The sequence below is a fragment of the Pseudomonas sp. HY7a-MNA-CIBAN-0227 genome (genome assembly GCF_040310325.1).
Lineage (GTDB): Bacteria > Pseudomonadota > Gammaproteobacteria > Pseudomonadales > Pseudomonadaceae > Aquipseudomonas.
On record NZ_JBEOPT010000004.1, the window covers coordinates 235,524 to 257,190 of the forward strand.

Genomic DNA, 21,667 nt, shown 5'->3' on the forward strand with positions numbered 1-21,667 from the left:
CAACGCAGGTGTTGAATGAAAACGCTTTGGCAACACTGCCACGTCGCAACCATGGCCCAGGGCAAGTACTCGATTATCGAGGACGCCGCCATCGTGACATCAGGCACGCTCATCGAGTGGATCGGCCCTCGCGGCGAACTGCCGGGTGCTGACTATGCGAAGACTCATGACCTGCAAGGCGCATGGGTCACGCCGGGGTTGATCGATTGCCACACCCACACGGTGTTTGGTGGCAATCGCAGCGGTGAGTTCGAGCAGCGGCTGCAAGGCGTGAGTTACGCCGAGATCGCAGCTGCCGGTGGCGGTATTGCCAGCACCGTGCGCGCCACCCGCGCAGCCACGGAAGATGAACTGTTTGCCAGCGCCCACAAGCGTCTGCGCAGCTTGCTGCGTGACGGCGTGACCACGGTGGAGATCAAGTCCGGCTACGGCCTGGATTTGGCCAGCGAACGCAAGATCCTGCGGGTGATCCGTCGCCTGGGCACCGAGCTTCCCGTTAGTGTGCGCAGCACCTGCCTGGCGGCCCACGCCTTGCCGCCGGAATACGTCGATCGTGCCGACGCCTACATCGAACACATCTGCAGTGAAATGCTCCCGACCCTGGCGGCCGAAGGGCTGGTGGACGCGGTGGACGCCTTCTGCGAATACCTGGCGTTCTCCCCGGAACAAGTGGAGCGAGTGTTTATCGCCGCGCAGCAACTTGGCTTGCCGGTGAAACTGCACGCCGAGCAACTGTCGTCCCTGCACGGCTCCAGCCTGGCGGCGCGTTATCAGGCGTTGTCGGCGGACCATCTGGAGTTCATGACCGAAGACGATGCCATCGCCATGGCCGCCTCGGGCACCGTCGCGGTGTTGCTGCCGGGAGCGTTCTACTTCTTGCGCGAAACCCAACTGCCACCCATGGACGCCCTGCGCAAACACGGGGTGAAGATCGCCATCGCCAGCGATCTAAACCCAGGCACCTCGCCAGCGTTGTCGATGCGGCTGATGTTGAACATGGCTTGCACCCTGTTTCGAATGACCCCCGAGGAAGCGCTGGCTGGCGCGACCCAACATGCGGCTACCGCTTTGGGCATGGGTGATACCCATGGTTCGCTGGAAGTGGGCAAGGTGGCGGACTTTGTCGCCTGGCAGATCGATCGCCCCGCCGACCTGGCTTACTGGCTGGGCGGCGAGTTGGATAAACGCGTCGTGCGCCACGGCGTCGACGTCACTGTTTAAGGAGCACCGTTGTGGATAAGGTTTTGAGCTTCAAACAAGGCAGCACACCGCTGCTGATCAGCATGCCCCACGCTGGTTTGCGCCTGACCCCTGTGGTCGAGGCCGGGTTGATCCCCGAGGCGCAAAGCCTGCCGGACACCGACTGGCATATCCCCACGCTTTATGACTTCGCCAAAGAACTGGGCGCCAGCACCCTGGCCGCGGAGTATTCGCGCTTTGTCATCGACCTCAACCGGCCGTCCGACGACAAACCGCTGTACGTCGGCGCCACCACCGGCCTGTACCCGGCGACGCTGTTCGACGGCGTGCCGTTGTTCCGCGAAGGCCTGGAGCCCTCAAAGGCCGAGCGCGCGACCTATCTGGAACAGATCTGGACGCCGTATCACCGCACCCTGCAAGAAGAGTTGGCCCGCCTCAAGGCCGAGTTCGGCTACGCGCTGCTGTTTGATGCCCACTCGATCCGCTCAGTGATCGCGCACCTGTTCGACGGCAAACTGCCCGATTTCAACCTCGGCACCTTCAACGGCGCCGCCTGCGATCCTCAACTGGCGAGCCAACTGGAAGCCATCTGCGCCGCACATCCACAGTACAGCCATGTGCTTAATGGTCGCTTCAAGGGCGGGCATATCACCCGCCATTACGGCAACCCGGCAGACAATATCCATGCGGTGCAGCTGGAGTTGGGGCAGTGCACATATATGGAAGAGTTTGAGCCGTTCCGGTATCGGGCGGACGTGGCTGAGCCGACACGGGTGGTGTTGAAGGAATTGCTGGAAGGGTTCCTGGCGTGGGGGCAGAAGCATTATCGGTGACTTGCGGCAGCCATGGGTATTTACACAGCTCTTGAGGTTGCTGATTGCCGTGGCGCAGTTCGACCCATTGCGCGATGACGGCATGCTTTACGCCGAGCGCCTGCAAGCGGCCGGGGTGGCTGCCACGCTGTACCCGGGCAAAGGCCTGATTCACGGTTGTTTGCGGGCGCGGGGCCAGGTGGCCGAGGTGGATCGCCTGTACGAATACCTGCTCAGCTACCTGCGGGAGGTTCTGTTGACCGAGGTCTGATTCGTCAAGGACATGCTCATTGCACCATTCGGGTTTATGATGCCAGACGGCAAAATAATAGATGTCCCACCAGGGATGAACTCGACCCCTTACGGAGCGCGCAATGCAGACTTTGTACCCGCAGATCAAACCCTACGCCCGGCACGATCTGGCCGTCGATGAACCCCATGTGTTGTACGTCGACGAAAGCGGTTCCCCGCAAGGCCTGCCCGTTGTGTTCATCCATGGTGGCCCTGGCGCCGGGTGCGATGCCCAGAGCCGGTGTTATTTTGACCCGAACATGTATCGGATCATTACTTTCGACCAGCGCGGCTGCGGTCGCTCCACGCCTCACGCCAACCTGGAAAACAACACTACCTGGGATCTGGTGGCCGACCTTGAGCGGATTCGCCAACACCTGGGCATCGACAAATGGGTGCTGTTCGGCGGTTCCTGGGGTTCAACCCTGGCCCTGGCCTACGCACAAACCCACCCCGAGCGTGTCCACGGTTTGATCGTGCGGGGCATCTTCCTCGCCCGTCCCCAGGAAATCGAATGGTTCTATCAGGCCGGTGCCAGCCGCCTGTTCCCCGACTACTGGCAGGACTACATTGCGCCGATCCCACAGGACGAGCGTCACGACCTGCTTACCGCCTTCCACAAGCGCCTGATCGGCAGCGACCAGATTGCCCAGATGCACGCCGCCAAGGCCTGGTCGACCTGGGAAGGCCGTACTGCCACCCTGCGTCCAAATTCGTTGGTGGTTGATCGTTTCAGCGAGCCGCAGCGCGCGCTGTCCATTGCCCGTATTGAATGCCACTACTTCACCAACAACGCCTTCCTTGAGCCCAACCAACTGATTCGCGACATGCACAAGATCGCCCACCTGCCTGGCGTCATCGTCCACGGCCGCTACGATGTGATCTGCCCGCTGGATAACGCGTGGGCGTTGCATCAGGCTTGGCCCAACAGCGAACTGCAGGTGATCCGTGATGCTGGCCATGCCGCTTCCGAGCCAGGTATTACTGACGCGTTGGTGCGTGCGGCGAGCCAAATGGCACGACGTCTGCTTGATTTACCTCCAGAAGAAGCATGAAGGGGCTTTTGCAGCGGGTGCGAGGCGCCCGGGTCGAAGTAGCGGGGGAAGTAGTCGGCGCAATAGGCCAGGGTTTGCTGGTGCTCGTGGCCGTCGAGCCTTCAGATACCCAGGCAAGTGCCGACAAGCTCTTGCATAAGCTGCTTAACTATCGGGTGTTCAGCGACGACGAGGGCAAGATGAACCTGTCGTTGAAGGACATCGGCGGCGGGTTGCTGCTGGTTTCACAGTTCACCCTGGCGGCGGATACCAAAAGTGGCCTGCGCCCCAGCTTCTCCACGGCGGCCCCTCCGGCGCTGGCAGAGGCGCTTTTTGAGCACTTGTTGTTACAAGCGCAACAATTGCATGGCACGGTGGCGGCGGGGCGTTTTGGCGCGGATATGCAGGTGCATTTGGTCAATGACGGGCCGGTCACCTTCCTGTTACAGACCTGAATGTACTGAAAACGACTTTTAATGCCCAAAAACACAGGTTTTCACTACAAATACTTCGTTGCCCCTGATGCGTTGTCTTGCGGGCTACTAGATAATCGCGCGCTACGGGGATCAGCGTTAATTGGTCCATTTTTGACTTAGGTAGAGACTTGTCCGATAGCCATTGGGGAATCATTTAGCCCCGTGGGAGTCGGAACAATGCTCGCCAACCTGGCATATAGATAGCTGGCCGTTGGTTTTTTGATCTGTTTTCGGCGAGGGTTGCTCGTGATTGTTAGTCCCTGTAATGCACCAAAATTGTCTGCCAAGCGGTTACGAAACGCACTGGTAACGGGCTCCGCCCTGTTTTGCCTGCTCGGCGCGGGTCAACTGTGGGCATTCAGTCTGGATGATGTGTCGGCCAAGGCAAAAGAGCTGGCCGGGCAGAAATACCAAGCCCCGCGCAGCAATCTGCCAAACGAATTTCGCGAAATGAAATTCGCTGATTACCAGAAAATTCGTTTTCGCCATGAAAAAGCCGAGTGGGCCGATCAGAAAACTCCGTTCAAGCTGTCCTTCTATCACCAGGGTATGCACTTCGATACACCGGTAAAGATCAATGAAGTCACCGCCACTGACGTCCAGGAAATCAAGTACGACCCGGCTCGTTTCGATTTCGGCGACGTCAAGGTTGATCCCAAGGCCACCGAACAGCTGGGTTATGCCGGCTTTCGTGTCCTGTACCCGATCAACAAGGACGACAAGCAAGACGAAATCATGACCATGCTCGGCGCCAGCTACTTCCGCGTCGTTGGCAAGGATCAGGTCTACGGTTTGTCTGCCCGCGGCATGGCCATCGACACCGCGCTGCCGTCTGGCGAAGAATTCCCGCGTTTCACCGAGTTCTGGATTGAGCGTCCAAAACCGGATGACAAGCACTTGGTGATCTTCGCCCTGCTGGATTCGCCACGGGCTACCGGCGCCTACCGCCTGATCCTGCGTCCGGGTACCGACACCATCGTCGATGTCAAATCCCAGATGTTCCTGCGCGACAAAGTCACCAAGCTGGGCATTGCCCCGCTGACCAGCATGTACCTGTTCGGCGCCAATCAGCCGTCCAAGGTCCTCAACTACCGCCGTGAGCTGCACGACTCCAGCGGCCTGTCGATCCATGCCGGTAACGGCGAGTGGATCTGGCGTCCGCTGAACAACCCTAAACACCTGTCGGTCAGCAACTTCAGCGTGGAAAACCCGCGTGGTTTCGGCCTGCTGCAACGCGGTCGCAACTTCAGCCAGTACGAAGACCTCGACGACAACTACGACAAGCGCCCAAGCGCCTGGATCGAGCCTGAGGGCGACTGGGGCAAGGGTTCCGTCGACCTGGTAGAGATCCCGACTGCCGATGAAACCAACGACAACATCGTTGCCTTCTGGAGCCCGGAAAAGCTGCCAGAGCCCGGCCAGCCGCTGGACGTCAGCTACCGCCTGCACTGGACCCTCAATGATGCACCGTTCCATTCCCCTGACAGTGCTTGGGTCAAGCAGACCTTGCGCTCTACGGGTGATGTGAAACAGTCCAACCTGATCCGTCAGCCAGATGGCAGCGTTGCCTACCTGGTGGACTTCGAGGGCCCGTCCCTCAAGGCCCTGCTGCCAGATGCCCAGGTTCGCAGCCAGGTCAGCGTCGGCGACAATGCCGAGTTGGTGGAAAACAGCGTTCGCTACAACCCGCACACAAAAGGCTGGCGCCTGACCCTGCGCATGAAGATCAAGGACGCGGGCAAGCCAACCGAGATGCGTGCGGCCCTGGTCCAGGACGTTGCAGTGCCGGAACCGGAAAAGGCTTCGACCCAAGTGTTGAAAGCGGACAAAGTACTGGCCAAGCAACATGAGAAACAGGCCAAGAAAGACGCCAAAGATAAGGAAGCCAAGCAGCCAGAAGCTGCCCCAGCCACACCGGAGCCGGTCAAAACTGAACAAGTCCTGACCGAAACCTGGAGCTATCAGTTGCCTGCCGATGAGTAACTCTCAAGCCCAGCCAGAGACGCTTGCCGAGTATCTGGCGCATCTTCCGATGACTGATGAGCAGCGCGCCGAACTCGTGGGCTGCAACTCCTTCGCCGAACTGCACGAGCGCCTCTCGTCTTCGACCTTCGACGCCCCGGCCGACGCTGCCCAAGCGTCGGTAGGTCGGCGACTGACCCTCAACACGGCCGAAGAGCTGCAAGATGCTGAGATGCTCGCGCTCGACGCCAGCGGTCGCGTCTGCCTCAAGGCCACGCCGCCGATCCGTCGGACCAAGGTGGTGCCTGAACCTTGGCGCACCAATATCCTGGTACGCGGCTGGCGCCGGCTGACCGGTCGCTCCAATCCTCCGGCACCGCCGAAGGACGAGCGTGTGCTGCCCGCTGCCCGCTGGCGCACGGTCGGTTCGATCCGTCGTTACATCCTGTTGACACTGATGCTCGGCCAGACGATCGTCGCCGGCTGGTACATGAAAGGCATCATGCCGTATCAGGGCTGGTCCTTCGTCGATATGGACGAGATCCGCAACCAGACCTTGATGGCGACCGCTACCCAGGTCCTGCCTTACGCCCTGCAAACCAGCATCCTGATTCTGTTCGGGATACTGTTTTGCTGGGTCTCGGCCGGTTTCTGGACCGCGCTGATGGGTTTCCTGGAACTGCTGACCGGCCACGACAAGTACCGTATTTCCGGGAAAAGCGCTGGCGATGAGCCAATTCCCAAGGAAGCTCGTACCGCCCTGGTCATGCCGATCTGCAACGAAGACGTGCCACGGGTATTCGCTGGCCTGCGGGCGACTTTCGAGTCGGTTGCCGCGACCGGTGACCTGGATCGCTTCGACTTCTTCGTCCTCAGTGACAGTAACGACGCCGATATCTGCATCGCCGAACAGCAAGCCTGGCTTGACGTGTGCCGCGACGCGGGTGGCTTCGGCAAAATTTTCTATCGCCGCCGTCGCCGTCGCGTCAAACGCAAGAGCGGCAACCTCGACGACTTCTGCCGTCGCTGGGGCGGTGACTACAAGTACATGGTGGTGCTCGACGCCGACAGCGTGATGAGCGGCGAATGCCTGACCAGCCTGGTGCGCTTGATGGAAGCCACGCCGGACGCCGGTATCATCCAGACCGCGCCACGGGCGTCGGGCATGGACACGCTGTATGCGCGCATGCAGCAGTTCGCTACCCGCGTCTACGGCCCGCTATTTACTGCCGGCCTGCACTTCTGGCAGTTGGGTGAATCCCACTACTGGGGTCACAACGCAATCATCCGCATGAAGCCGTTTATCGAGCACTGCGCCCTGGCGCCATTGCCCGGTAAAGGCGCGTTTGCCGGTGCCATCCTCTCTCACGACTTCGTTGAAGCGGCGCTGATGCGTCGTGCCGGCTGGGGCGTGTGGATTGCCTACGATTTGCCCGGCAGCTACGAAGAATTGCCGCCCAACCTGCTGGACGAACTCAAGCGTGACCGTCGCTGGTGCCACGGCAACCTGATGAACTTCCGCCTGTTCCTGGTCAAGGGCATGCACCCGGTGCACCGTGCGGTGTTCCTTACCGGCGTGATGTCGTACCTGTCGGCGCCGTTGTGGTTCTTCTTCCTGGTGCTGTCGACCGCTCTGCTGGCGGTCAACACCCTGATGGAGCCGCAGTACTTCATGGCGCCACGCCAGTTGTACCCGCTGTGGCCGCAATGGCATCCGGACAAGGCGGTAGCGCTGTTCTCCACCACCATCGTGCTGCTGTTCCTGCCCAAGCTGTTGAGCATCATCCTGATCTGGGCCAAGGGCGCGAAAGAGTTCGGCGGCAAGTTCAAGGTGACCCTGTCGATGCTGCTGGAGATGCTGTTCTCCGTGCTGCTGGCGCCGGTGCGGATGATTTTCCACACCCGCTTCGTGCTCGCCGCGTTCCTCGGCTGGGCCGCGACCTGGAACTCGCCGCAGCGTGACGACGACTCCACACCGTGGAGCGAGGCGGTCAAGCGTCACGGTCCGCAAACGTTGCTCGGCTTTTTCTGGGCGCTGCTGGTGGTGTGGTTGAACCCAAGCTTCCTGTGGTGGCTGGTGCCGATTGTCGGTTCGCTGATGCTGTCGATCCCGGTTTCGGTGATTTCAAGCCGGGTCAAGCTGGGCCTCAAGTCGCGCGACGAAAGCCTGTTCCTGATCCCTGAGGAATACAATCCGCCCCAGGCACTGCTGTCGACCGACCAGTACACCCACGAAAACCGTTGGCACGCGCTCAATGACGGTTTCGTGCGGGCCGTGGTCGATCCTCAGCAGAACGCTCTGGCCTGTGCCCTGGCGACCTCTCGGCATGGTCACGCGGAGCCGATTGAGTTGCTGCGTATCGAACGTGTTCGTCATGCATTGAGCGTCGGCCCAGCCGGCCTCAATAACGGCGAACGCCTGGCCTTGCTCAGTGATCCAGTCGCCCTGGGACGCTTGCATGAGCAGGTCTGGAGCGAAGGTCACGCGGAATGGCTAGGTGCCTGGCGTGAATCGGTCAAGTCCGACCCCCACGCGCCGTTGCTGCCTTTGCAACCGCTGTCGTCCCAGGCTCAACCAGCCTGATTTAGACGCCCCCGAGGCTAGTCTCGGGGGCATTTGAAACGCCCTTCCTGCAGTGTTTTTCCCTTCTGTCACATTGCGACAACGCCTTGTTATTTCGACACAAAAGACCCTTTACCTACGAACCCCTGGCGTTTGGTTTGAAGAAAGGTGATTACGACAGCCTCAACTGGATCAATCACTTCCTCAATCAAATCGCTCAGGACGGCACCTACGATCGCTTGCATGACAAGTGGTTCAGGGACTCGGACTGGTTGGTGGGAATTGAGTGAAGGTCATAACTGCTTACACATCTAAGGAGTGCCTGGCTCCCGCAGCAGGCGGTCTACCTGTGCTGTTCGCGCAGCCTTTATGGGTTTTTTCTGTCATATCCGCCAACAAATTCCGCCTAGACCTATGTGCCGGTGGGCGAGTGGGTTAGCATCGCTCCCCGAAATGGTGCAGCCCTTTTGCGCACCGACCTCACAATAAAATGAGTTCAGGGGACTTGATGATGAAAAAGTATCTCTCGATGCTGTTGCTTGGCGTTACGGCGCTGGTAGCAGTCAATGCTGCCCAGGCCGGTGCCATCGATGATGCGGTCAAGCGCGGAACGCTGAAAGTCGGGATGGACCCGACCTACATGCCGTTCCAGATGACCAACAAGCGCGGTGAAATCATCGGGTTTGAAGTCGACATCCTCAAGGCCATGGCTAAGTCCATGGGCGTCAAGCTGGAGACGGTCTCCACCGGTTATGACGGCATCATCCCGGCGCTGCTGACCAACAAGTTCGATATGATCGGCAGCGGCATGACCCTGACTCAGGAGCGTAACCTGCGCCTGAACTTCAGCGACCCCTTCATTGTCGTCGGCCAAACCCTGCTGATCCGCAAGGAGCTGGAAGGCACCATCAAGTCTTATAAAGACCTGAATGACGAGAAATATCGCCTGACTTCCAAGCTCGGTACGACTGGCGAGATGGTTGCCAAGAAACTGATCTCCAAGGCCAAGTACCACGGCTACGACAACGAGCAGGAAGGTGTGCTCGACGTGGTCAACGGTAAGGCCGATGCATTCGTCTATGACGCGCCTTACAACGTGGTAGCAGAGAAAAAGGTCGGCAACGGCAAGCTGGTGTACCTCGACCAGCCGTTCACCTTTGAACCCCTGGCGTTCGGCTTGAAGAAAGGCGACTACGACAGCATCAACTTCATCAATAACTTCCTGCACCAGATCCGCAACGACGGCACCTACGATCGCATCCATGACAAGTGGTTCAAGAGCAGTGATTGGCTCAAGGACATGGAATAAGGCTGACTTGTGGCGAGGGGGCTTGCCCCCCGTTGGCCTGCGAAGCAGGCCTAGTCAGGCAGTGAAGTTTTCAGAAATATTGCGGTGACTGGCTTTCAGGGCTGCTTCTCAGCCCAACGGGGGACAAGCCCCCTCGCCACAGAAGGGCATGCCCTCCGATCTTGATGGATGTTAAGCAATGAAACAGAAAAAAGCCCAATGGCCCTGGCACCTGCTGACAATGCTGGTTCTGGTCGGCCTGGCTGGGGCGTTGTACTACGCCACCTCGCTGATGTCCTACGAATGGCGCTGGAACCGCGTGCCGCAATACTTCGCCTACCAGGCCGAGGAATCCCAGCGAGCGGCAGATATTTCCACAGTCGTTGAACTGGTGCGCAAAGGCGATACTGCCGAAGTAACCCTGCGCAATGGCGCCGGTGACGAGCAACATCTCACTGTTGCAGATAACAGCGTGCAAGTGGCTCGCGGCGATGATGTGGCCGAGGGCGATGTGATCGGCGTAACTCGGCATTGGGCGTTGGGCCCGCTGATGTGGGGCTTGTGGACCACCCTGTGGCTGTCGCTGGTGTCAGGCATTCTGGGCCTGGCCATTGGCTTGGCAACCGGCTTGTGCCGGCTGTCGAACAACCCGACCTTGCGGGATCTGTCGACGATCTACGTCGAACTGGTACGCGGTACGCCGCTATTAGTGCAGATCTTCATTTTCTACTTCTTTATTGGCACGGTGCTCAACCTGTCCCGGGAATTCGCCGGTATCGCCGCCTTGTCGCTGTTTACTGGCGCCTATGTGGCGGAAATCGTTCGCTCCGGGGTGCAGTCGATTGCCCGTGGCCAGGGCGAAGCTGCCCGTTCCCTGGGCTTGAGCGCTGGCCAATCGATGCGCCATGTGGTGTTGCCGCAAGCCTTCAAACGAGTGCTGCCGCCCCTGGCCGGGCAATTTATCAGCCTGGTCAAGGACACGTCCCTGGTGTCGGTGATCGCCATTACCGAGCTGCTCAAGAGCGGTCGCGAAGTGATCACCACCTCGTTCTCGCCGTTTGAAATCCTGTTCTGCGTCGCAGGCCTGTACCTACTGATCAACCTGCCGCTGTCGAAAGTCGCCAGCCGGCTTGAGCGGAGGCTCGCGCAAAGTGATTGAAGTCCGCGATCTGGTAAAAGTTTTTGACTCTCGTGGGCACGTGGTCCGCGCGGTGGATAACGTCACCACCCAAGTGGCCAAGGGCGAAGTGTTGGTGGTAATCGGCCCGTCCGGCTCTGGCAAGTCGACGTTTCTGCGTTGCCTCAACGGCCTGGAAGAGTTCGATTCTGGTTCGGTCAGCATCGACGGCCTGCAACTGGCCGACCCGAAGACCGACGTGAACGCCTACCGGCGTGAAGTCGGTATGGTGTTCCAGCACTTCAACTTGTTTCCCCACATGACTGTTTTGGAAAACCTGTGCCTGGCGCAGAAAGTCGTGCGCAAGCGTGGCAAAAAGGAGCGCGAGGCCAAAGCCTTGGCACTACTGGAAAAGGTCGGTATTGCCCAGAAAGCCAACGAGTTCCCGTCGCGGCTGTCCGGTGGCCAGCAGCAGCGCGTGGCAATTGCCCGGGCGCTGGCCATGGAACCCAAGGTAATGCTGTTTGATGAACCCACCTCGGCGCTGGACCCGGAAATGGTCGGCGAAGTGTTGGATGTCATGAAGACCCTGGCCCTGGAAGGCATGACGATGGTCTGTGTGACCCACGAAATGGGCTTTGCCCGGGAAGTGGCGGATCGGGTGTTGTTTTTCGATCATGGAAAGCTGCTGGAGGATGCCGCTCCGGCGCAATTCTTCGATGCGCCCAAGGACCCGCGGGCCCAGGCGTTTTTGCGCCAGGTCTTGTAGACGATGATCGTTCCCATGCGCTGCGTGGGAGCGATCTGGATGCGGGTCTGCCGGTTCATACCTTGACCTTCCCCACCCGCATCTGCAAATCGATTCCCAACCTTGCCAGCTCAATACTCGCCGCCGCTGCCTGCTCACTGGCCGGCTGAAAGTCGCGTAGGAACTTTCCCAAGTTCACAAAGCGCGACGGCCATGATTGGCCGCCGCAGGGGAAGGTCAGATCCGGAAGCGGCCTACCAGGGTTTGCAGGTAAACCCCAAGGCGCGCCAATTCGGCACTGGACGCAGCAGTTTCTTCGCTGGCCGCCGAGGTTTGTTCGGAGACGTCGCGCACGTTCAGCACGCTGCGGTTGATCTCTTCGGCGACCGCGCTTTGTTGCTCAGCGGCAGTGGCAATCTGCTGGTTCATCGCCTGAATGGTCGAGACCGTGCGGGTGATGTTTTCCAGGGCGGTGCCAGCCCGGCGGGTTAGCTCGACGCTACTGTCGGTAAGGCTGCGGCTATTGTCCATGATGGTCGCTACCTGCTGTGTGCCGCTTTGCAGGCCAACGATCAGCTCTTCGATTTCTTCGGTGGACTTCTGGGTGCGTTGGGCCAGGCTGCGTACCTCATCGGCGACCACCGCAAATCCACGTCCAGCTTCCCCGGCGCGAGCGGCTTCGATGGCCGCGTTGAGAGCCAGCAGATTGGTTTGCTGGGCCACGGACTTGATCACGTCCAGCACGCTGCCGATCTTGTCGCTTTCGCGCTTGAGGTGGCCCATGGCTTCGGTAGAGTTGCCGACTTCGTGAGCCAAACGCTCGATTTGGGTGATGGCTTCGCCGACCACCTTGTCGCCTTCGCGAGCCTGCTGGTCAGCGGCAACGGCCGCTTCTGAGGCTTGCTCGGCGTTGCGTGCGACTTCCTGTACGGTGGCAGCCATTTCGTTCATGGCGGTGGCCACCTGGTCGGTCTCGACCTTTTGGCTGTTGACTCCGGCACTCGTCTGTTCGGTAACGGCGGACAGTTCCTCGGCTGCGCTGGCGATCTGGGTGACGCCGTCGCTGATGCCACCGATCAGTTCACGCAGGCCGACGGTCATATTTTGCATGGCCCGTTGCAGTTGGCCCAGTTCGTCCTGTCGTTCTGAAATCAGGTTGTGGGTCAGGTCGCCAGCGGCGACGCGTTCGGCGACTTTCAGCGTCTGGCTCAGCGGGATGACGATTTGCCGGGTGATGGCCCAGGCTGCCACCAGGCCGCAGATCAAGGCCAGGGCTGTAGCGAACAGCAGCAGTTGCTTGGCCTGCGCGGCATCGATGTCGCGGACTACGGTTTGCGAGGTGGTCAGCTTCTTACTGCGGTCCAGCAGGATATCGCCTTGCTCGGCCATGGTTTTCACTGCTGCAGTACTGGCCTCCTGGGAGTCGCGATACTGGCTGACGGCCGCGCGGTAGGCTTGTAGCGAAACGCTGGCCTGCTGCAGGTTGGTCTGGTATTGCTCCGGCAACTGGCCGTTGAGGTTAGTGATCTGTTTCAGCGCGTTGTCAATGGCATCCAGGGCGGGCTGTTGCGCTTCAAGCTTGCCACTGTAGGTGTAGCCGCGTACCTGGAAGCGCGCCTGTTGGATCAGTTTGCTCAGGTCGACCACGCTGTTGAACTGGGTAACGCTGTCGCCTTGCAGCAGCGTCTTCTCGACTTCGCCGACCTTGACCACGGCATTGTCGGCGGTATCGCCGAGCTTGCTGCGCGCATCTTCGCGGTTGGCACCGGCCTGGGTCATGGTGATGAACGAGCGCTTGTACTGGTCTACTGCGGCCAATTGCTCATCGATCATGGCGATGCCGGCAGGCTGTTCGATCAGCGTGCGGGCGGTTTTCAGCCCTGTGTCCAGCTGGCCGAGTAAGTCATTGACAGCTGCTGGGCCTTGTTCGCCATGGCGCATTTCGTAGGCCAAACGCGCCAGACGCAGATCCTTGGTTAGCTCATTGAGGCTGGAAATAAACCCCAGCTTGTCACCTCGACTGATCACGCCACTCAGCCCGGTCCAGCCGGTAAAGGTGATCAATAACGTCAGGATCAGCACCAGGCCAAAGCCTACGCCCAGCTTGCGATTGACGCTTACATTCCCCAATTTCTCGGCTAACCAACGGTACATGCTGCGAACTCCCCTGAAACAAGGCTTGGACTTATTCAGAGCGTATCGGCTCGCAATGCGAATTCTGTAGGCGAGAAGGTTTTGTGGCGAGCGGGCTTAGTTGTAACAGTGAGGTTGCGGGGTCAGAACAGGCGTGAGAGCAGGGCGGTGACGGCGGTTTCAACCCGCAATATCCGCGCGCCAAGCTGCACCGGCTGCAACCCGGCCTTGGCCAGCAAGTCCACTTCATAAGGAATCCAGCCACCTTCCGGGCCGATGGCCAAGGTTACCGGCTCATCCAGGCCGCGAGGGCAGGGCGGATAGTCGCCGGGGTGGCCAACCAGGCCGAGGGTGTCTTGCGCCAAGGTGGGCAAGCGGTCTTCGACAAAGGGCTTGAAGCGTTTTTCGATGATGATCTCAGGCAACACAGTATCTCGTGCCTGTTCCAGGCCGAGTATCAGTTGCTGGCGGACCGCTTCCGGTTCCAGGAATGGCGTCTGCCAGAAGCTCTTTTCTACCCTGTAACTGTTGACCAATACCACCCGTGGCACGCCCATGGACGCTACAGTTTGCAGCACCCGACGGAGCATTTTTGGGCGCGGCAAGGCCAACAGCAGGGTCAGTGGCAGTTTGGCCGGTGGTGGCTGATCGAGGGTGACTTGCAGTTCTGCTTCATGGGATTCCAGGCGCAGCAGCTCGGCACTGCCCATCAACCCACCAATGCGCCCGACCCGCAGACTGTCGCCCACCGCAGCGCGGTGGACTTCCTGCATGTGCACCAGGCGCCGATCACGCAGGATCACCCGGTCGGCCGCGATAAAATCGGCCTCTTCAAGCAGCAGCAGGTTCACGGCTGGGTCGCTGGCGGCTGGTCGTCCGGGCCTTGGTCGGCGTCGGCGGGTTGATCGTCCGGGTGTTCGCCGCGTTTGCTCACCAGGCTGGCAAACAGGATGCCGATTTCAAACAGCATCCACATCGGTACGGCCAGCAAGGTTTGCGAGAAGATGTCCGGTGGCGTCAGAATCATGCCGACCACGAAGCAGCCGATGATCACGTACGGGCGGATCTTGCGCAGGTATTTGACGTCGACCACGCCGATCCACACCAGTAGCACCACCGCCACCGGGATCTCGAAGGCCACGCCAAAGGCGAAGAACAGCGTCATCACGAAGTCGAGGTAGCTGGTGATATCGGTCATCATCTCCACTCCGGCCGGGGTGGCAGCAGCGAAGAATTTGAAGATCAGCGGGAACACCAGGAAGTAGGCGAAGGCCATGCCGGTGTAGAACAGCATGATGCTGGATACCAGCAGCGGTACCGCGATGCGCTTTTCATGCTTGTACAGGCCCGGCGCGATAAAACCCCAGATCTGGTGCAGGATCACCGGGATCGCCAGGAACAGCGAAACCATCATCGTCAGCTTCAACGGCGTGAGGAACGGCGAAGACACGTCGGTGGCGATCATGGTCGCGCCCACCGGCAGGTAATCGCGCAGCGGCGTCGAGACGAAGGTGTAGATCTGCTGGGTAAAGGCAAACAGTCCGGCAAAGATCACGAAGATTGCCGCGACACAACGCAGCAGGCGGGTGCGCAACTCGGTGAGGTGCGAGACCAGCGGCATGTGCTGGTCGTTTTCCGGTTTATCAGCGCTCATGGGGCTCGCGGCGGCAATGTAGGGTCGTGGGGAGCGGGCGACGCAGCGGGCGTCGGCGCGGGTTCTGTCGGGGCAACGGCTGGAGCGGCGGGCGTGAGCTCCACGACGGGCACGGTATCGACTACGGTGGTCAATATTGGCGCGGCGGGTGGCGCGATGCTCTGCTCGGCGACAGGCTCAACCGGGGTAGCAGCCTGCTGTTGCGGCGCGAGAATTTTCCGCGCCTCCTGCTCCAAAGACAGAATGTGTTCGTTGTGCAGTTGCCGGCGAATCTCGTCGGCGCCTATTTCCCGTTCAACTTCCTGTTTGATGGCGTTGAAACTGCGTTTCAGGCGCCCGATCCACAGGCCGGCCGTACGTGCGGCGCCGGGCAGGCGTTCAGGCCCGAGCACCAACAGGGCGATGAGACCGACGAGCAACAGTTCAGAGAAGCTGATACCAAACATTAGTCAGTGCTCACGAGTCTTTGCGGATAGGCTCTTCGACTTTCTCTGCCTGGACGTCGAAGGTGCGACGTTCAGTGATCGGCTGAGTGGCCTGTGGGTGAACAGGCTGCGCCGGTGGAGCCGGGTTGGCGGCAGGGTCGGCCGGTTTTTCGTCGTCGTTCATGGCCTTGCGAAAGCCCTTGATGGATTCGCCGACATCGGTGCCCAGGTTTTTCAGTTTCTTGGTGCCGAACACCAGCACAACCACTACCAGAATGACGATCCAGTGTTTCCAGTCAAAAATGCCCATGCTGCAATTCCTCTGTCAAAAAATTATTCAGGCGGACGGGCGCGAGGCCTTTTCGGTGTGTCCGGACAAGCCGAAGCGACGGTCCAGTTCATCAAGCACGGCCTGCGGATGCTGCCCCAGTTGGGCGAGCATCACCAGGCTGTGAAACCACAGATCGGCGGTTTCGTAGATCACATCGCTGCAGTCGCCGCTGATCTGGGCGTCCTTGGCAGCAATAATCGTCTCGACGGATTCTTCGCCGAGTTTTTCGAGAATCTTGTTCAAGCCCTTGTGATACAGGCTGGCAACGTAGGAGCTATCGGCGGCCGCACCTTTGCGGTCTTCCAGCACCTGGGCCAGACGGTTGAGTGTATCTGTCATGTTCAGTGTCCTGGCGAATAGATAGCGTGCGGGTCTTTGAGCACGGGCTCGACGGTCTTCCACTCGCCGTTTTCAAACACGCGGTAGAAGCAGCTGTGACGGCCGGTGTGACAGGCGATGTCGCCGATCTGCTCGACCTTGAGGATCACCACGTCGGCGTCGCAGTCGATGCGCATCTCGTGCAAGGTTTGCACGTGCCCGGACTCTTCACCCTTGCGCCACAGTTTGCCACGGGAACGTGACCAGTAAATGGCACGCTGCTCGGCGGCAGTCAGGCTCAGGGCCTCGCGGTTCATCCAGGCCATCATCAGTACGCGCCCGGTCTTGTAGTCCTGGGCAATGGCCGGCACCAGGCCGTCACTGTCCCATTTGATCTCGTCCAGCCAGTCTTTCATCTTCGACTCCGACAACCGGGCGTTACCCGCCTCGGCAATTTGCAACAGTGTATAACCGGACTGGCTATCGACGCACGATCAGATACACACCCACGGCGACCATGATGCCAGCCGGCCAGTGACCTAGTTCATTCAATGGACCGCCGGCTGCCAGCACTGCGCCACCGGCCAGGTGCCCGGAGCCCAGCAGGCGCAGGAACCAGTCGTCCTTGCGTTTGTGCCACGGCGCCGCCGTGTCCTTGGCGTGGGGCTGGGACATGCGCTCCAGTAAATCGCGGGTCATGTTGGCCAGGTGCGGCAGCTGTTCGACCTGGCTTTGCAGGTTGCCCAGCAGGGTTTTCGGGCTGACCCGCTCGCGCATCCAGCGTTCCAGGAACGGCTGGGCGGTGTTCCACAGGTCCAGGTCCGGGTACAGCTGGCGGCCCAGGCCTTCGATGTTCAGCAGGGTTTTCTGCAGTAGCACCAACTGCGGTTGCACTTCCATATTGAAGCGCCGGGCAGTCTGGAACAGGCGCATCAGCACCTGGCCGAAAGAAATATCTTTTAACGGTTTTTCGAAGATCGGCTCGCAGACGGTGCGGATCGCCGCTTCGAATTCGTTGAGTTTGGTTTCCGCTGGCACCCAGCCCGAGTCGATATGCAGTTGCGCCACACGGCGGTAGTCGCGCTTGAAGAAAGCGAACAGGTTGCGGGCCAGGTAATCCTGATCTTCCGGGGTCAGGCTGCCGACGATGCCGCAGTCGATCGCAATGTACTGCGGGCTCCACGGGTTCACGGTACTGACGAAGATGTTGCCGGGGTGCATGTCGGCGTGGAAAAAACTGTCGCGGAACACCTGGGTGAAGAAGATCTCCACACCGCGCTCGGCAAGCATTTTCATGTCGGTGCGCTGGTCGGCCAGGGTGGCCAGGTCGGTGACCTGAATCCCGTAGATGCGCTCCATCACCAGCACTTTCGGCCGGCACCAGTCCCAATACACTTGGGGCACGTACAACAGCTGTGAGCCTTCGAAGTTGCGCTTGAGCTGGCTAGCGTTGGCGGCTTCGCGCAGCAGGTCGAGTTCGTCGTAGATTGTTTTTTCGTAGTCCTGGACCACGTCCACCGGGTGCAGCAGGCGTGCATCTGCAGAGAAGTGCTCGGCGGCGCGGGCGAGGATGAACAGCCACGCCAGGTCCTGGCCGATGATGGGCTTGAGGCCGGGGCGGATCACCTTGACCACCACTTCTTCACCGCTTTTGAGCTGCGCGGCATGAACCTGGGCTACCGAGGCCGAGGCCAGTGGCTCAATGTCGAAACGGCTGAACACTTCGCTGATCTTCTTGCCCAACTGTTCTTCGATCAGTTTCACCGCCACCTGTGAATCAAACGGCGGTACGCGGTCCTGCAATAACATCAGTTCGTCGGCGATGTCTTCGGGCAGCAGGTCGCGGCGGGTGGACAGGATCTGTCCGAACTTGATGAAGATCGGGCCCAGGTCCTGCAGCGCCAGGCGCAGGCGGGCGCCACGGGTAAGTGTAAGGGGCTTGCGCGGGAACCAGCGCCACGGCAGCACATAACGCACCGCCAGCAGGAACCACGGCAGAGGCAGGGCGAACAGCAGGTCATCGAGGCGGTAGCGGATTACGACGCGCTGGATACGAAACAAACGGCGGACGGCGAGCAGCTTCATGCGTTATCGCTTGAATCAAGGGATTGGCTCAGGCGCTCGAAGCGCGCCTCAAGACGTTCCAGGTCGAGTTTGGCCTGATCGAGTTCACGAAAGCGCGCTTCGGCTTCCCGTTGTCCGACCAAGGTGCGCGATTCTTCGCTCAGGTATTCGGCGAGGTTCTGGTTCAGGCTGGCGAAGCCCTGCTGGTACCAGCGCGTGCGGCTGCGCAGGTGGCCGCTGATCAACTGCGTGGCCACCGGGCCGACCCAGCGGGACAGCTCGTATTCCCAATCCAGTTCCAGGTCTTGCAGCACGGCGGCCAGGTCCATCAGCACCGCGCTGTCGCCCTCAAGCTCAACGTCAGGGCCGTGGAGGATCGCTGTCTTGTCCCGGCTCAACGCCAGGCGCAGCAGGCTGGAAGCAGGGGCGCGCAGGGTGCAGTCGGAATCGGCGGCCCAATGGGATGCCAGCAGCAGGCCTTCATCGCTGGGCAGGATAAACAGCTGCAAGGCGGGGCTTGTGCAGTCGACGGCAATGATCTTGCCGTTCAAGTGCGCCAGTCGCGCCAGGGCGGTGCTGTCCAGGCGCAGGACACGGTTGAGGCCGTGTTCGACGCTGGCGAGAAGGCCTGTGAACAGCATCAGGGCTTGATGCCGCGGTGCAGGGCGACGATACCAGAAGTCATGTTGTGGTAAGTCACGCGGTCGAAACCGGCTTCTACCATCATCGACTTCAGGGTTTCCTGGTTGGGGTGCATGCGGATCGATTCGGCCAGGTAGCGGTAGCTCTCGGCGTCATTGGTGATCAGCTTGCCCATCAACGGCATGAAGGCGAACGAGTAGGTGTCGTAGACCTTGGACATTAGCGCGTTGGTGGGCTTGGAGAACTCCAGCACCAACAGGCGGCCGCCGGGCTTGAGCACCCGCAGCATGGAGCGCAGGGCGTCTTCCTTGTGGGTGACGTTACGCAGGCCGAAGGCGATGGTCACGCAGTCGAAGTGGTTGTCGGGGAACGGCAGCTTTTCAGCGTCGGCCTGGACGAACTCGACATTGCCGGCCACGCCTTTATCCAGCAGGCGATCGCGCCCCACCTTGAGCATCGAACCGTTGATGTCGGCCAATACCACTTGGCCAGTAGGGCCAACCAGTTTGGAGAACTTTGCCGCCAGATCGCCCGTGCCGCCGGCAATGTCCAGCACGCGGTTGCCGGTGCGTACGCCGGATAGCTCGATGGTGAAGCGCTTCCACAGGCGATGCATGCCGCCGGACAGCACGTCGTTCATCAGGTCGTACTTGGCGGCCACGGAGTGGAACACCTCAGCGACTTTTTCCGCTTTCTGGCTTTCCGGGACGTTCTTGAAACCGAAGTGAGTGGTGGGTTCGGCATCGCTGCCTTTGCGCTGATCAGTCATATCGCTGTCACCAAAAGAGAATGCGGGACATTCTAATCCCCAAGGCATGCTTTGTCTTGGCAAGGGTGAAGGTAAGATAGGTGGCCACCGAGACCTTTTGCCGCATGGGTGGTCAATAAGTCTCTATAAGGAGGAGTCATTCAAATGGCCCGTATACAGGTTGAGCGTGCTCACACTCTCGGTAAGGAAGCTGCCCGGGAAAAGGCTGACAAGTTGGCGCACAAACTCAAGGAACAATATGGCCTGGAGCCGTCCTGGTCCGGCGACACGCTGAACCTCAAGCGCTCCGGCGTCAAAGGCACCGTGAAAGTGGGTGAAGATTCCCTCAGGATTGAGGTTGAACTGGGCCTGTTGATGTCGGCCATGAGTGGCACTATCAAATCTGAAATCGAGAAGGCACTGGATAAGGCGCTGGCCTGATTCACGACGTGTAGTCGCAGTTGATGACTGTGGCTATAAGCGCTTTCGTGCTGTTCTTAGGGTGCCGATTCTAATTTTTATGCCTACTTTGTGCCCAAGCCCTCAACTCCTGTGGGCAGTTCCTCCACCCTTTTATGCGTGAGGTGCACCATGGCCAAAGTTATTTTGAAGAAAAAAATCGACGCTTCGACTAACACCCTGAGCGACGTTAAAACCTATGCCCGCAAGATTTGGCTGGCCGGCTTGGGGGCTTATGCCAAGGTCGGTAGTGAGGGCGGCGAGTACTTCAAAGAACTCATCAAGACTGGTCAACATGTTGAAAGCAAAGGCAAAAAAGTTGCGATTGAACAACTTGATGCGGCCAACAGTCAGATTGATCAAGTCAAAAGTAATGTCTTCAGCGTCAAAGGTCGTGTCGAAGTGCAACTGGATAAAGTCGAGAAGGCTTTTGATACTCGTGTTGCAAGTGCCTTGAATCGAATCGGCATTGCGTCTAAACATGACGTGGAGACAGTCTCTGCTAAGCTCGATGAGCTGACGGCATTGCTCGAACGTGTCGCGCGTAAACATTAAGGAGATAACGGGATGGCTGGTAAAAAGAATACTGAGAAAGAAGGCAACTCGTGGATTGGGGAAGTCGAAAAATACTCCCGCAAGATCTGGCTTGCTGGTTTAGGCGTGTACTCGAAGGTCAGCAGTGACGGCGGTAAATACTTCGAGACCTTGGTTAAAGACGGCGAGAAAGCCGAGAAGTTGACCAAGAGCACAGTGGGTAAACAAGTAGATGCGGCAAAGGCAACTGCAGGTTCTGCCAAGTCTCGTATCAATGCGGTTAAAAACCAGGCAATGGGCAAGTGGGATGAGTTGGAAGGCGCTTTCGACAAGCGTCTGAACAGTGCCATTTCGCGACTGGGCGTACCCAGCCGCAATGAAGTGAAGGCGCTGCACAGCAAGGTCGATACCTTGACCAAGCAAATCGAAAAACTAACAGGCGCCAAAGTGGCTCCAGTGGCGGCGAAAACCGCAGCCGCAAAGCCTGCTGCCAAGCCTGCCGCCAAAACCGCTGCCGCCAAACCAGCAGCGAAAAGCCCGGCCAAACCGTTGGTCAAAGCCGCCGCCAAACTGGCAGCCAAGCCAGCGGCCAAGGTTCCAGCAAAAACAGCGGCTAAACCTGCTGCCAAGCCAGCGGCCAAAACCGCAGGGGCCAAGCCTGCTGCTAAACCTGTCGCGGCTAAAGCTGCTGCAAAACCAGCCGCAGCGAAGAAACCTGCCGTAGCCAAGAAGCCAGCCGCTCCAAAGCCAGTCATTGCGGCCAAACCGGCACCCGCGACCAACTCGGCCACCGCGCCGACGCAGACCGCTGCTACCCCGACTGCAACTTCGGTAACCCCGACGCCTACCAGTCAGTCCTGATTTTCAC

At 59.6% G+C, this 21,667-nt stretch carries 21 protein-coding genes and 3 pseudogenes; 14 read left to right on the top strand and 10 right to left on the bottom strand.

What is annotated here, in order from left to right; all coding sequences use genetic code 11:
• Window positions 1–15 precede the first annotated feature (15 nt).
• The 11 genes and pseudogenes from hutI to AAEZ06_RS09195 all read left to right on the top strand — a co-directional run bounded on the left by hutI (window position 16) and on the right by AAEZ06_RS09195 (window position 11,512).
• Window positions 16–1,221 carry an imidazolonepropionase gene (gene hutI, locus AAEZ06_RS09145; protein ID WP_350613973.1) on the top strand — a complete coding sequence of 402 codons (1,206 nt, stop codon included), beginning with the start codon at window positions 16–18 and terminating at the stop codon, window positions 1,219–1,221.
• 11 nt (window positions 1,222–1,232) lie between these two features.
• A complete protein-coding gene (gene hutG, locus AAEZ06_RS09150) occupies window positions 1,233–2,033 on the top strand; it encodes an N-formylglutamate deformylase (RefSeq protein WP_350613975.1) in 801 nt (266 codons plus the stop codon).
• A gap of 19 nt (window positions 2,034–2,052) precedes the next feature.
• A pseudogene (locus tag AAEZ06_RS09155) lies at window positions 2,053–2,283 on the top strand (alpha/beta hydrolase fold domain-containing protein); the annotation flags it as partial.
• Between the two features lie 103 nt (window positions 2,284–2,386).
• Window positions 2,387–3,358: a prolyl aminopeptidase gene (gene pip / locus AAEZ06_RS09160; RefSeq protein WP_149411285.1), complete on the top strand. Its 972-nt coding sequence runs from the start codon at window positions 2,387–2,389 to the stop codon at window positions 3,356–3,358.
• Window positions 3,355–3,792: a D-aminoacyl-tRNA deacylase gene (dtd, locus tag AAEZ06_RS09165; RefSeq protein ID WP_149411284.1), complete on the top strand. Its 438-nt coding sequence runs from the start codon at window positions 3,355–3,357 to the stop codon at window positions 3,790–3,792. The genes pip and dtd overlap by 4 nt, the downstream gene beginning before the upstream one ends.
• A 267-nt stretch (window positions 3,793–4,059) precedes the next feature.
• A complete protein-coding gene (locus AAEZ06_RS09170) occupies window positions 4,060–5,796 on the top strand; it encodes a glucan biosynthesis protein G (protein ID WP_149411283.1) in 1,737 nt (578 codons plus the stop codon).
• Window positions 5,789–8,364, top strand: a pseudogene (gene mdoH / locus AAEZ06_RS09175) (glucans biosynthesis glucosyltransferase MdoH). Before AAEZ06_RS09170 ends, mdoH begins: the two are co-directional and overlap by 8 nt.
• A gap of 72 nt (window positions 8,365–8,436) precedes the next feature.
• Window positions 8,437–8,628, top strand: a pseudogene (locus AAEZ06_RS09180) (transporter substrate-binding domain-containing protein); the annotation flags it as partial.
• 221 nt (window positions 8,629–8,849) lie between these two features.
• Window positions 8,850–9,647 carry a transporter substrate-binding domain-containing protein gene (locus AAEZ06_RS09185; protein WP_350613978.1) on the top strand — a complete coding sequence of 266 codons (798 nt, stop codon included), beginning with the start codon at window positions 8,850–8,852 and terminating at the stop codon, window positions 9,645–9,647.
• Window positions 9,648–9,825: 178 nt separating this feature from the next.
• Window positions 9,826–10,785: an amino acid ABC transporter permease gene (locus AAEZ06_RS09190; RefSeq protein ID WP_149411281.1), complete on the top strand. Its 960-nt coding sequence runs from the start codon at window positions 9,826–9,828 to the stop codon at window positions 10,783–10,785.
• Complete coding sequence (locus tag AAEZ06_RS09195; RefSeq protein ID WP_149411280.1) at window positions 10,778–11,512, top strand: amino acid ABC transporter ATP-binding protein; 735 nt, start codon at window positions 10,778–10,780, stop codon at window positions 11,510–11,512. The genes AAEZ06_RS09190 and AAEZ06_RS09195 overlap by 8 nt, the downstream gene beginning before the upstream one ends.
• A gap of 216 nt (window positions 11,513–11,728) precedes the next feature.
• On the opposite strand, the gene AAEZ06_RS09200 is transcribed toward AAEZ06_RS09195, so the two are convergent.
• The 10 genes from AAEZ06_RS09200 to ubiE all read right to left on the bottom strand — a co-directional run bounded on the left by AAEZ06_RS09200 (window position 11,729) and on the right by ubiE (window position 19,827).
• Window positions 11,729–13,645 carry a methyl-accepting chemotaxis protein gene (locus AAEZ06_RS09200; protein WP_149411279.1) on the bottom strand — a complete coding sequence of 639 codons (1,917 nt, stop codon included), beginning with the start codon at window positions 13,643–13,645 and terminating at the stop codon, window positions 11,729–11,731.
• Window positions 13,646–13,767: 122 nt separating this feature from the next.
• Window positions 13,768–14,475 carry a 16S rRNA (uracil(1498)-N(3))-methyltransferase gene (locus tag AAEZ06_RS09205; protein ID WP_149411278.1) on the bottom strand — a complete coding sequence of 236 codons (708 nt, stop codon included), beginning with the start codon at window positions 14,473–14,475 and terminating at the stop codon, window positions 13,768–13,770.
• Window positions 14,472–15,278 carry a twin-arginine translocase subunit TatC gene (gene tatC, locus AAEZ06_RS09210; RefSeq protein ID WP_149493974.1) on the bottom strand — a complete coding sequence of 269 codons (807 nt, stop codon included), beginning with the start codon at window positions 15,276–15,278 and terminating at the stop codon, window positions 14,472–14,474. Before tatC ends, AAEZ06_RS09205 begins: the two co-directional genes overlap by 4 nt.
• A complete protein-coding gene (gene tatB, locus AAEZ06_RS09215; RefSeq protein WP_149411276.1) occupies window positions 15,275–15,724 on the bottom strand; it encodes a Sec-independent protein translocase protein TatB in 450 nt (149 codons plus the stop codon). The genes tatC and tatB overlap by 4 nt, the downstream gene beginning before the upstream one ends.
• Before the next feature lie 10 nt (window positions 15,725–15,734).
• The gene (locus AAEZ06_RS09220; protein ID WP_149411275.1) at window positions 15,735–16,013 is read right to left on the bottom strand and encodes a twin-arginine translocase TatA/TatE family subunit; all 279 of its coding nucleotides are present in this window, start codon (window positions 16,011–16,013) and stop codon (window positions 15,735–15,737) included.
• Between the two features lie 27 nt (window positions 16,014–16,040).
• Window positions 16,041–16,373 carry a phosphoribosyl-ATP diphosphatase gene (locus AAEZ06_RS09225; protein ID WP_149411274.1) on the bottom strand — a complete coding sequence of 111 codons (333 nt, stop codon included), beginning with the start codon at window positions 16,371–16,373 and terminating at the stop codon, window positions 16,041–16,043.
• Between the two features lie 2 nt (window positions 16,374–16,375).
• Window positions 16,376–16,768 (bottom strand): phosphoribosyl-AMP cyclohydrolase, encoded by a 393-nt coding sequence (gene hisI / locus AAEZ06_RS09230; protein WP_149411273.1) that lies wholly within the window; start codon window positions 16,766–16,768, stop codon window positions 16,376–16,378.
• A gap of 64 nt (window positions 16,769–16,832) precedes the next feature.
• The gene (gene ubiB, locus AAEZ06_RS09235; RefSeq protein ID WP_149411272.1) at window positions 16,833–18,437 is read right to left on the bottom strand and encodes a ubiquinone biosynthesis regulatory protein kinase UbiB; all 1,605 of its coding nucleotides are present in this window, start codon (window positions 18,435–18,437) and stop codon (window positions 16,833–16,835) included.
• Entirely contained in the window at window positions 18,434–19,057 is a 624-nt protein-coding gene (locus AAEZ06_RS09240; RefSeq protein WP_149411271.1) for a ubiquinone biosynthesis accessory factor UbiJ, read from the bottom strand. The genes ubiB and AAEZ06_RS09240 overlap by 4 nt, the downstream gene beginning before the upstream one ends.
• On the bottom strand, window positions 19,057–19,827 hold the full coding sequence (gene ubiE / locus AAEZ06_RS09245; RefSeq protein WP_133101302.1) for a bifunctional demethylmenaquinone methyltransferase/2-methoxy-6-polyprenyl-1,4-benzoquinol methylase UbiE: 771 nt from the start codon (window positions 19,825–19,827) through the stop codon (window positions 19,057–19,059). Before ubiE ends, AAEZ06_RS09240 begins: the two co-directional genes overlap by 1 nt.
• Window positions 19,828–19,971: 144 nt before the next feature.
• Between ubiE and AAEZ06_RS09250 the strand changes: the two genes are divergently transcribed.
• The 3 genes from AAEZ06_RS09250 (at window position 19,972) to AAEZ06_RS09260 (ending at window position 21,660) form a co-directional block, all read left to right on the top strand.
• Window positions 19,972–20,247, top strand: a complete 276-nt coding sequence (locus AAEZ06_RS09250; protein ID WP_149411270.1) for a polyhydroxyalkanoic acid system family protein — start codon at window positions 19,972–19,974, stop codon at window positions 20,245–20,247.
• Between the two features lie 150 nt (window positions 20,248–20,397).
• The gene (locus AAEZ06_RS09255; RefSeq protein ID WP_149411269.1) at window positions 20,398–20,820 is read left to right on the top strand and encodes a phasin family protein; all 423 of its coding nucleotides are present in this window, start codon (window positions 20,398–20,400) and stop codon (window positions 20,818–20,820) included.
• 12 nt (window positions 20,821–20,832) lie between these two features.
• On the top strand, window positions 20,833–21,660 hold the full coding sequence (locus AAEZ06_RS09260) for a phasin family protein (protein ID WP_350613985.1): 828 nt from the start codon (window positions 20,833–20,835) through the stop codon (window positions 21,658–21,660).
• Window positions 21,661–21,667: the final 7 nt, after the last annotated feature.

Bases quoted from the DNA above. Each gene is read 5' to 3' on its own strand.
- hutI (WP_350613973.1), top strand. From the start codon at position 16: ATGAAAACGCTTTGGCAACACTGCCACGTCGCAACCATGGCCCAGGGC.
- pip (WP_149411285.1), top strand. From the start codon at position 2,387: ATGCAGACTTTGTACCCGCAGATCAAACCCTACGCCCGGCACGATCTG.
- dtd (WP_149411284.1), top strand. From the start codon at position 3,355: ATGAAGGGGCTTTTGCAGCGGGTGCGAGGCGCCCGGGTCGAAGTAGCG.
- AAEZ06_RS09185 (WP_350613978.1), top strand. From the start codon at position 8,850: ATGAAAAAGTATCTCTCGATGCTGTTGCTTGGCGTTACGGCGCTGGTA.
- AAEZ06_RS09190 (WP_149411281.1), top strand. From the start codon at position 9,826: ATGAAACAGAAAAAAGCCCAATGGCCCTGGCACCTGCTGACAATGCTG.
- AAEZ06_RS09200 (WP_149411279.1), bottom strand. From the start codon at position 13,645: ATGTACCGTTGGTTAGCCGAGAAATTGGGGAATGTAAGCGTCAATCGC.
- tatC (WP_149493974.1), bottom strand. From the start codon at position 15,278: ATGAGCGCTGATAAACCGGAAAACGACCAGCACATGCCGCTGGTCTCG.
- tatB (WP_149411276.1), bottom strand. From the start codon at position 15,724: ATGTTTGGTATCAGCTTCTCTGAACTGTTGCTCGTCGGTCTCATCGCC.
- AAEZ06_RS09220 (WP_149411275.1), bottom strand. From the start codon at position 16,013: ATGGGCATTTTTGACTGGAAACACTGGATCGTCATTCTGGTAGTGGTT.
- AAEZ06_RS09225 (WP_149411274.1), bottom strand. From the start codon at position 16,373: ATGACAGATACACTCAACCGTCTGGCCCAGGTGCTGGAAGACCGCAAA.
- hisI (WP_149411273.1), bottom strand. From the start codon at position 16,768: ATGAAAGACTGGCTGGACGAGATCAAATGGGACAGTGACGGCCTGGTG.
- ubiB (WP_149411272.1), bottom strand. From the start codon at position 18,437: ATGAAGCTGCTCGCCGTCCGCCGTTTGTTTCGTATCCAGCGCGTCGTA.
- AAEZ06_RS09240 (WP_149411271.1), bottom strand. From the start codon at position 19,057: ATGCTGTTCACAGGCCTTCTCGCCAGCGTCGAACACGGCCTCAACCGT.
- ubiE (WP_133101302.1), bottom strand. From the start codon at position 19,827: ATGACTGATCAGCGCAAAGGCAGCGATGCCGAACCCACCACTCACTTC.
- AAEZ06_RS09250 (WP_149411270.1), top strand. From the start codon at position 19,972: ATGGCCCGTATACAGGTTGAGCGTGCTCACACTCTCGGTAAGGAAGCT.
- AAEZ06_RS09255 (WP_149411269.1), top strand. From the start codon at position 20,398: ATGGCCAAAGTTATTTTGAAGAAAAAAATCGACGCTTCGACTAACACC.
- AAEZ06_RS09260 (WP_350613985.1), top strand. From the start codon at position 20,833: ATGGCTGGTAAAAAGAATACTGAGAAAGAAGGCAACTCGTGGATTGGG.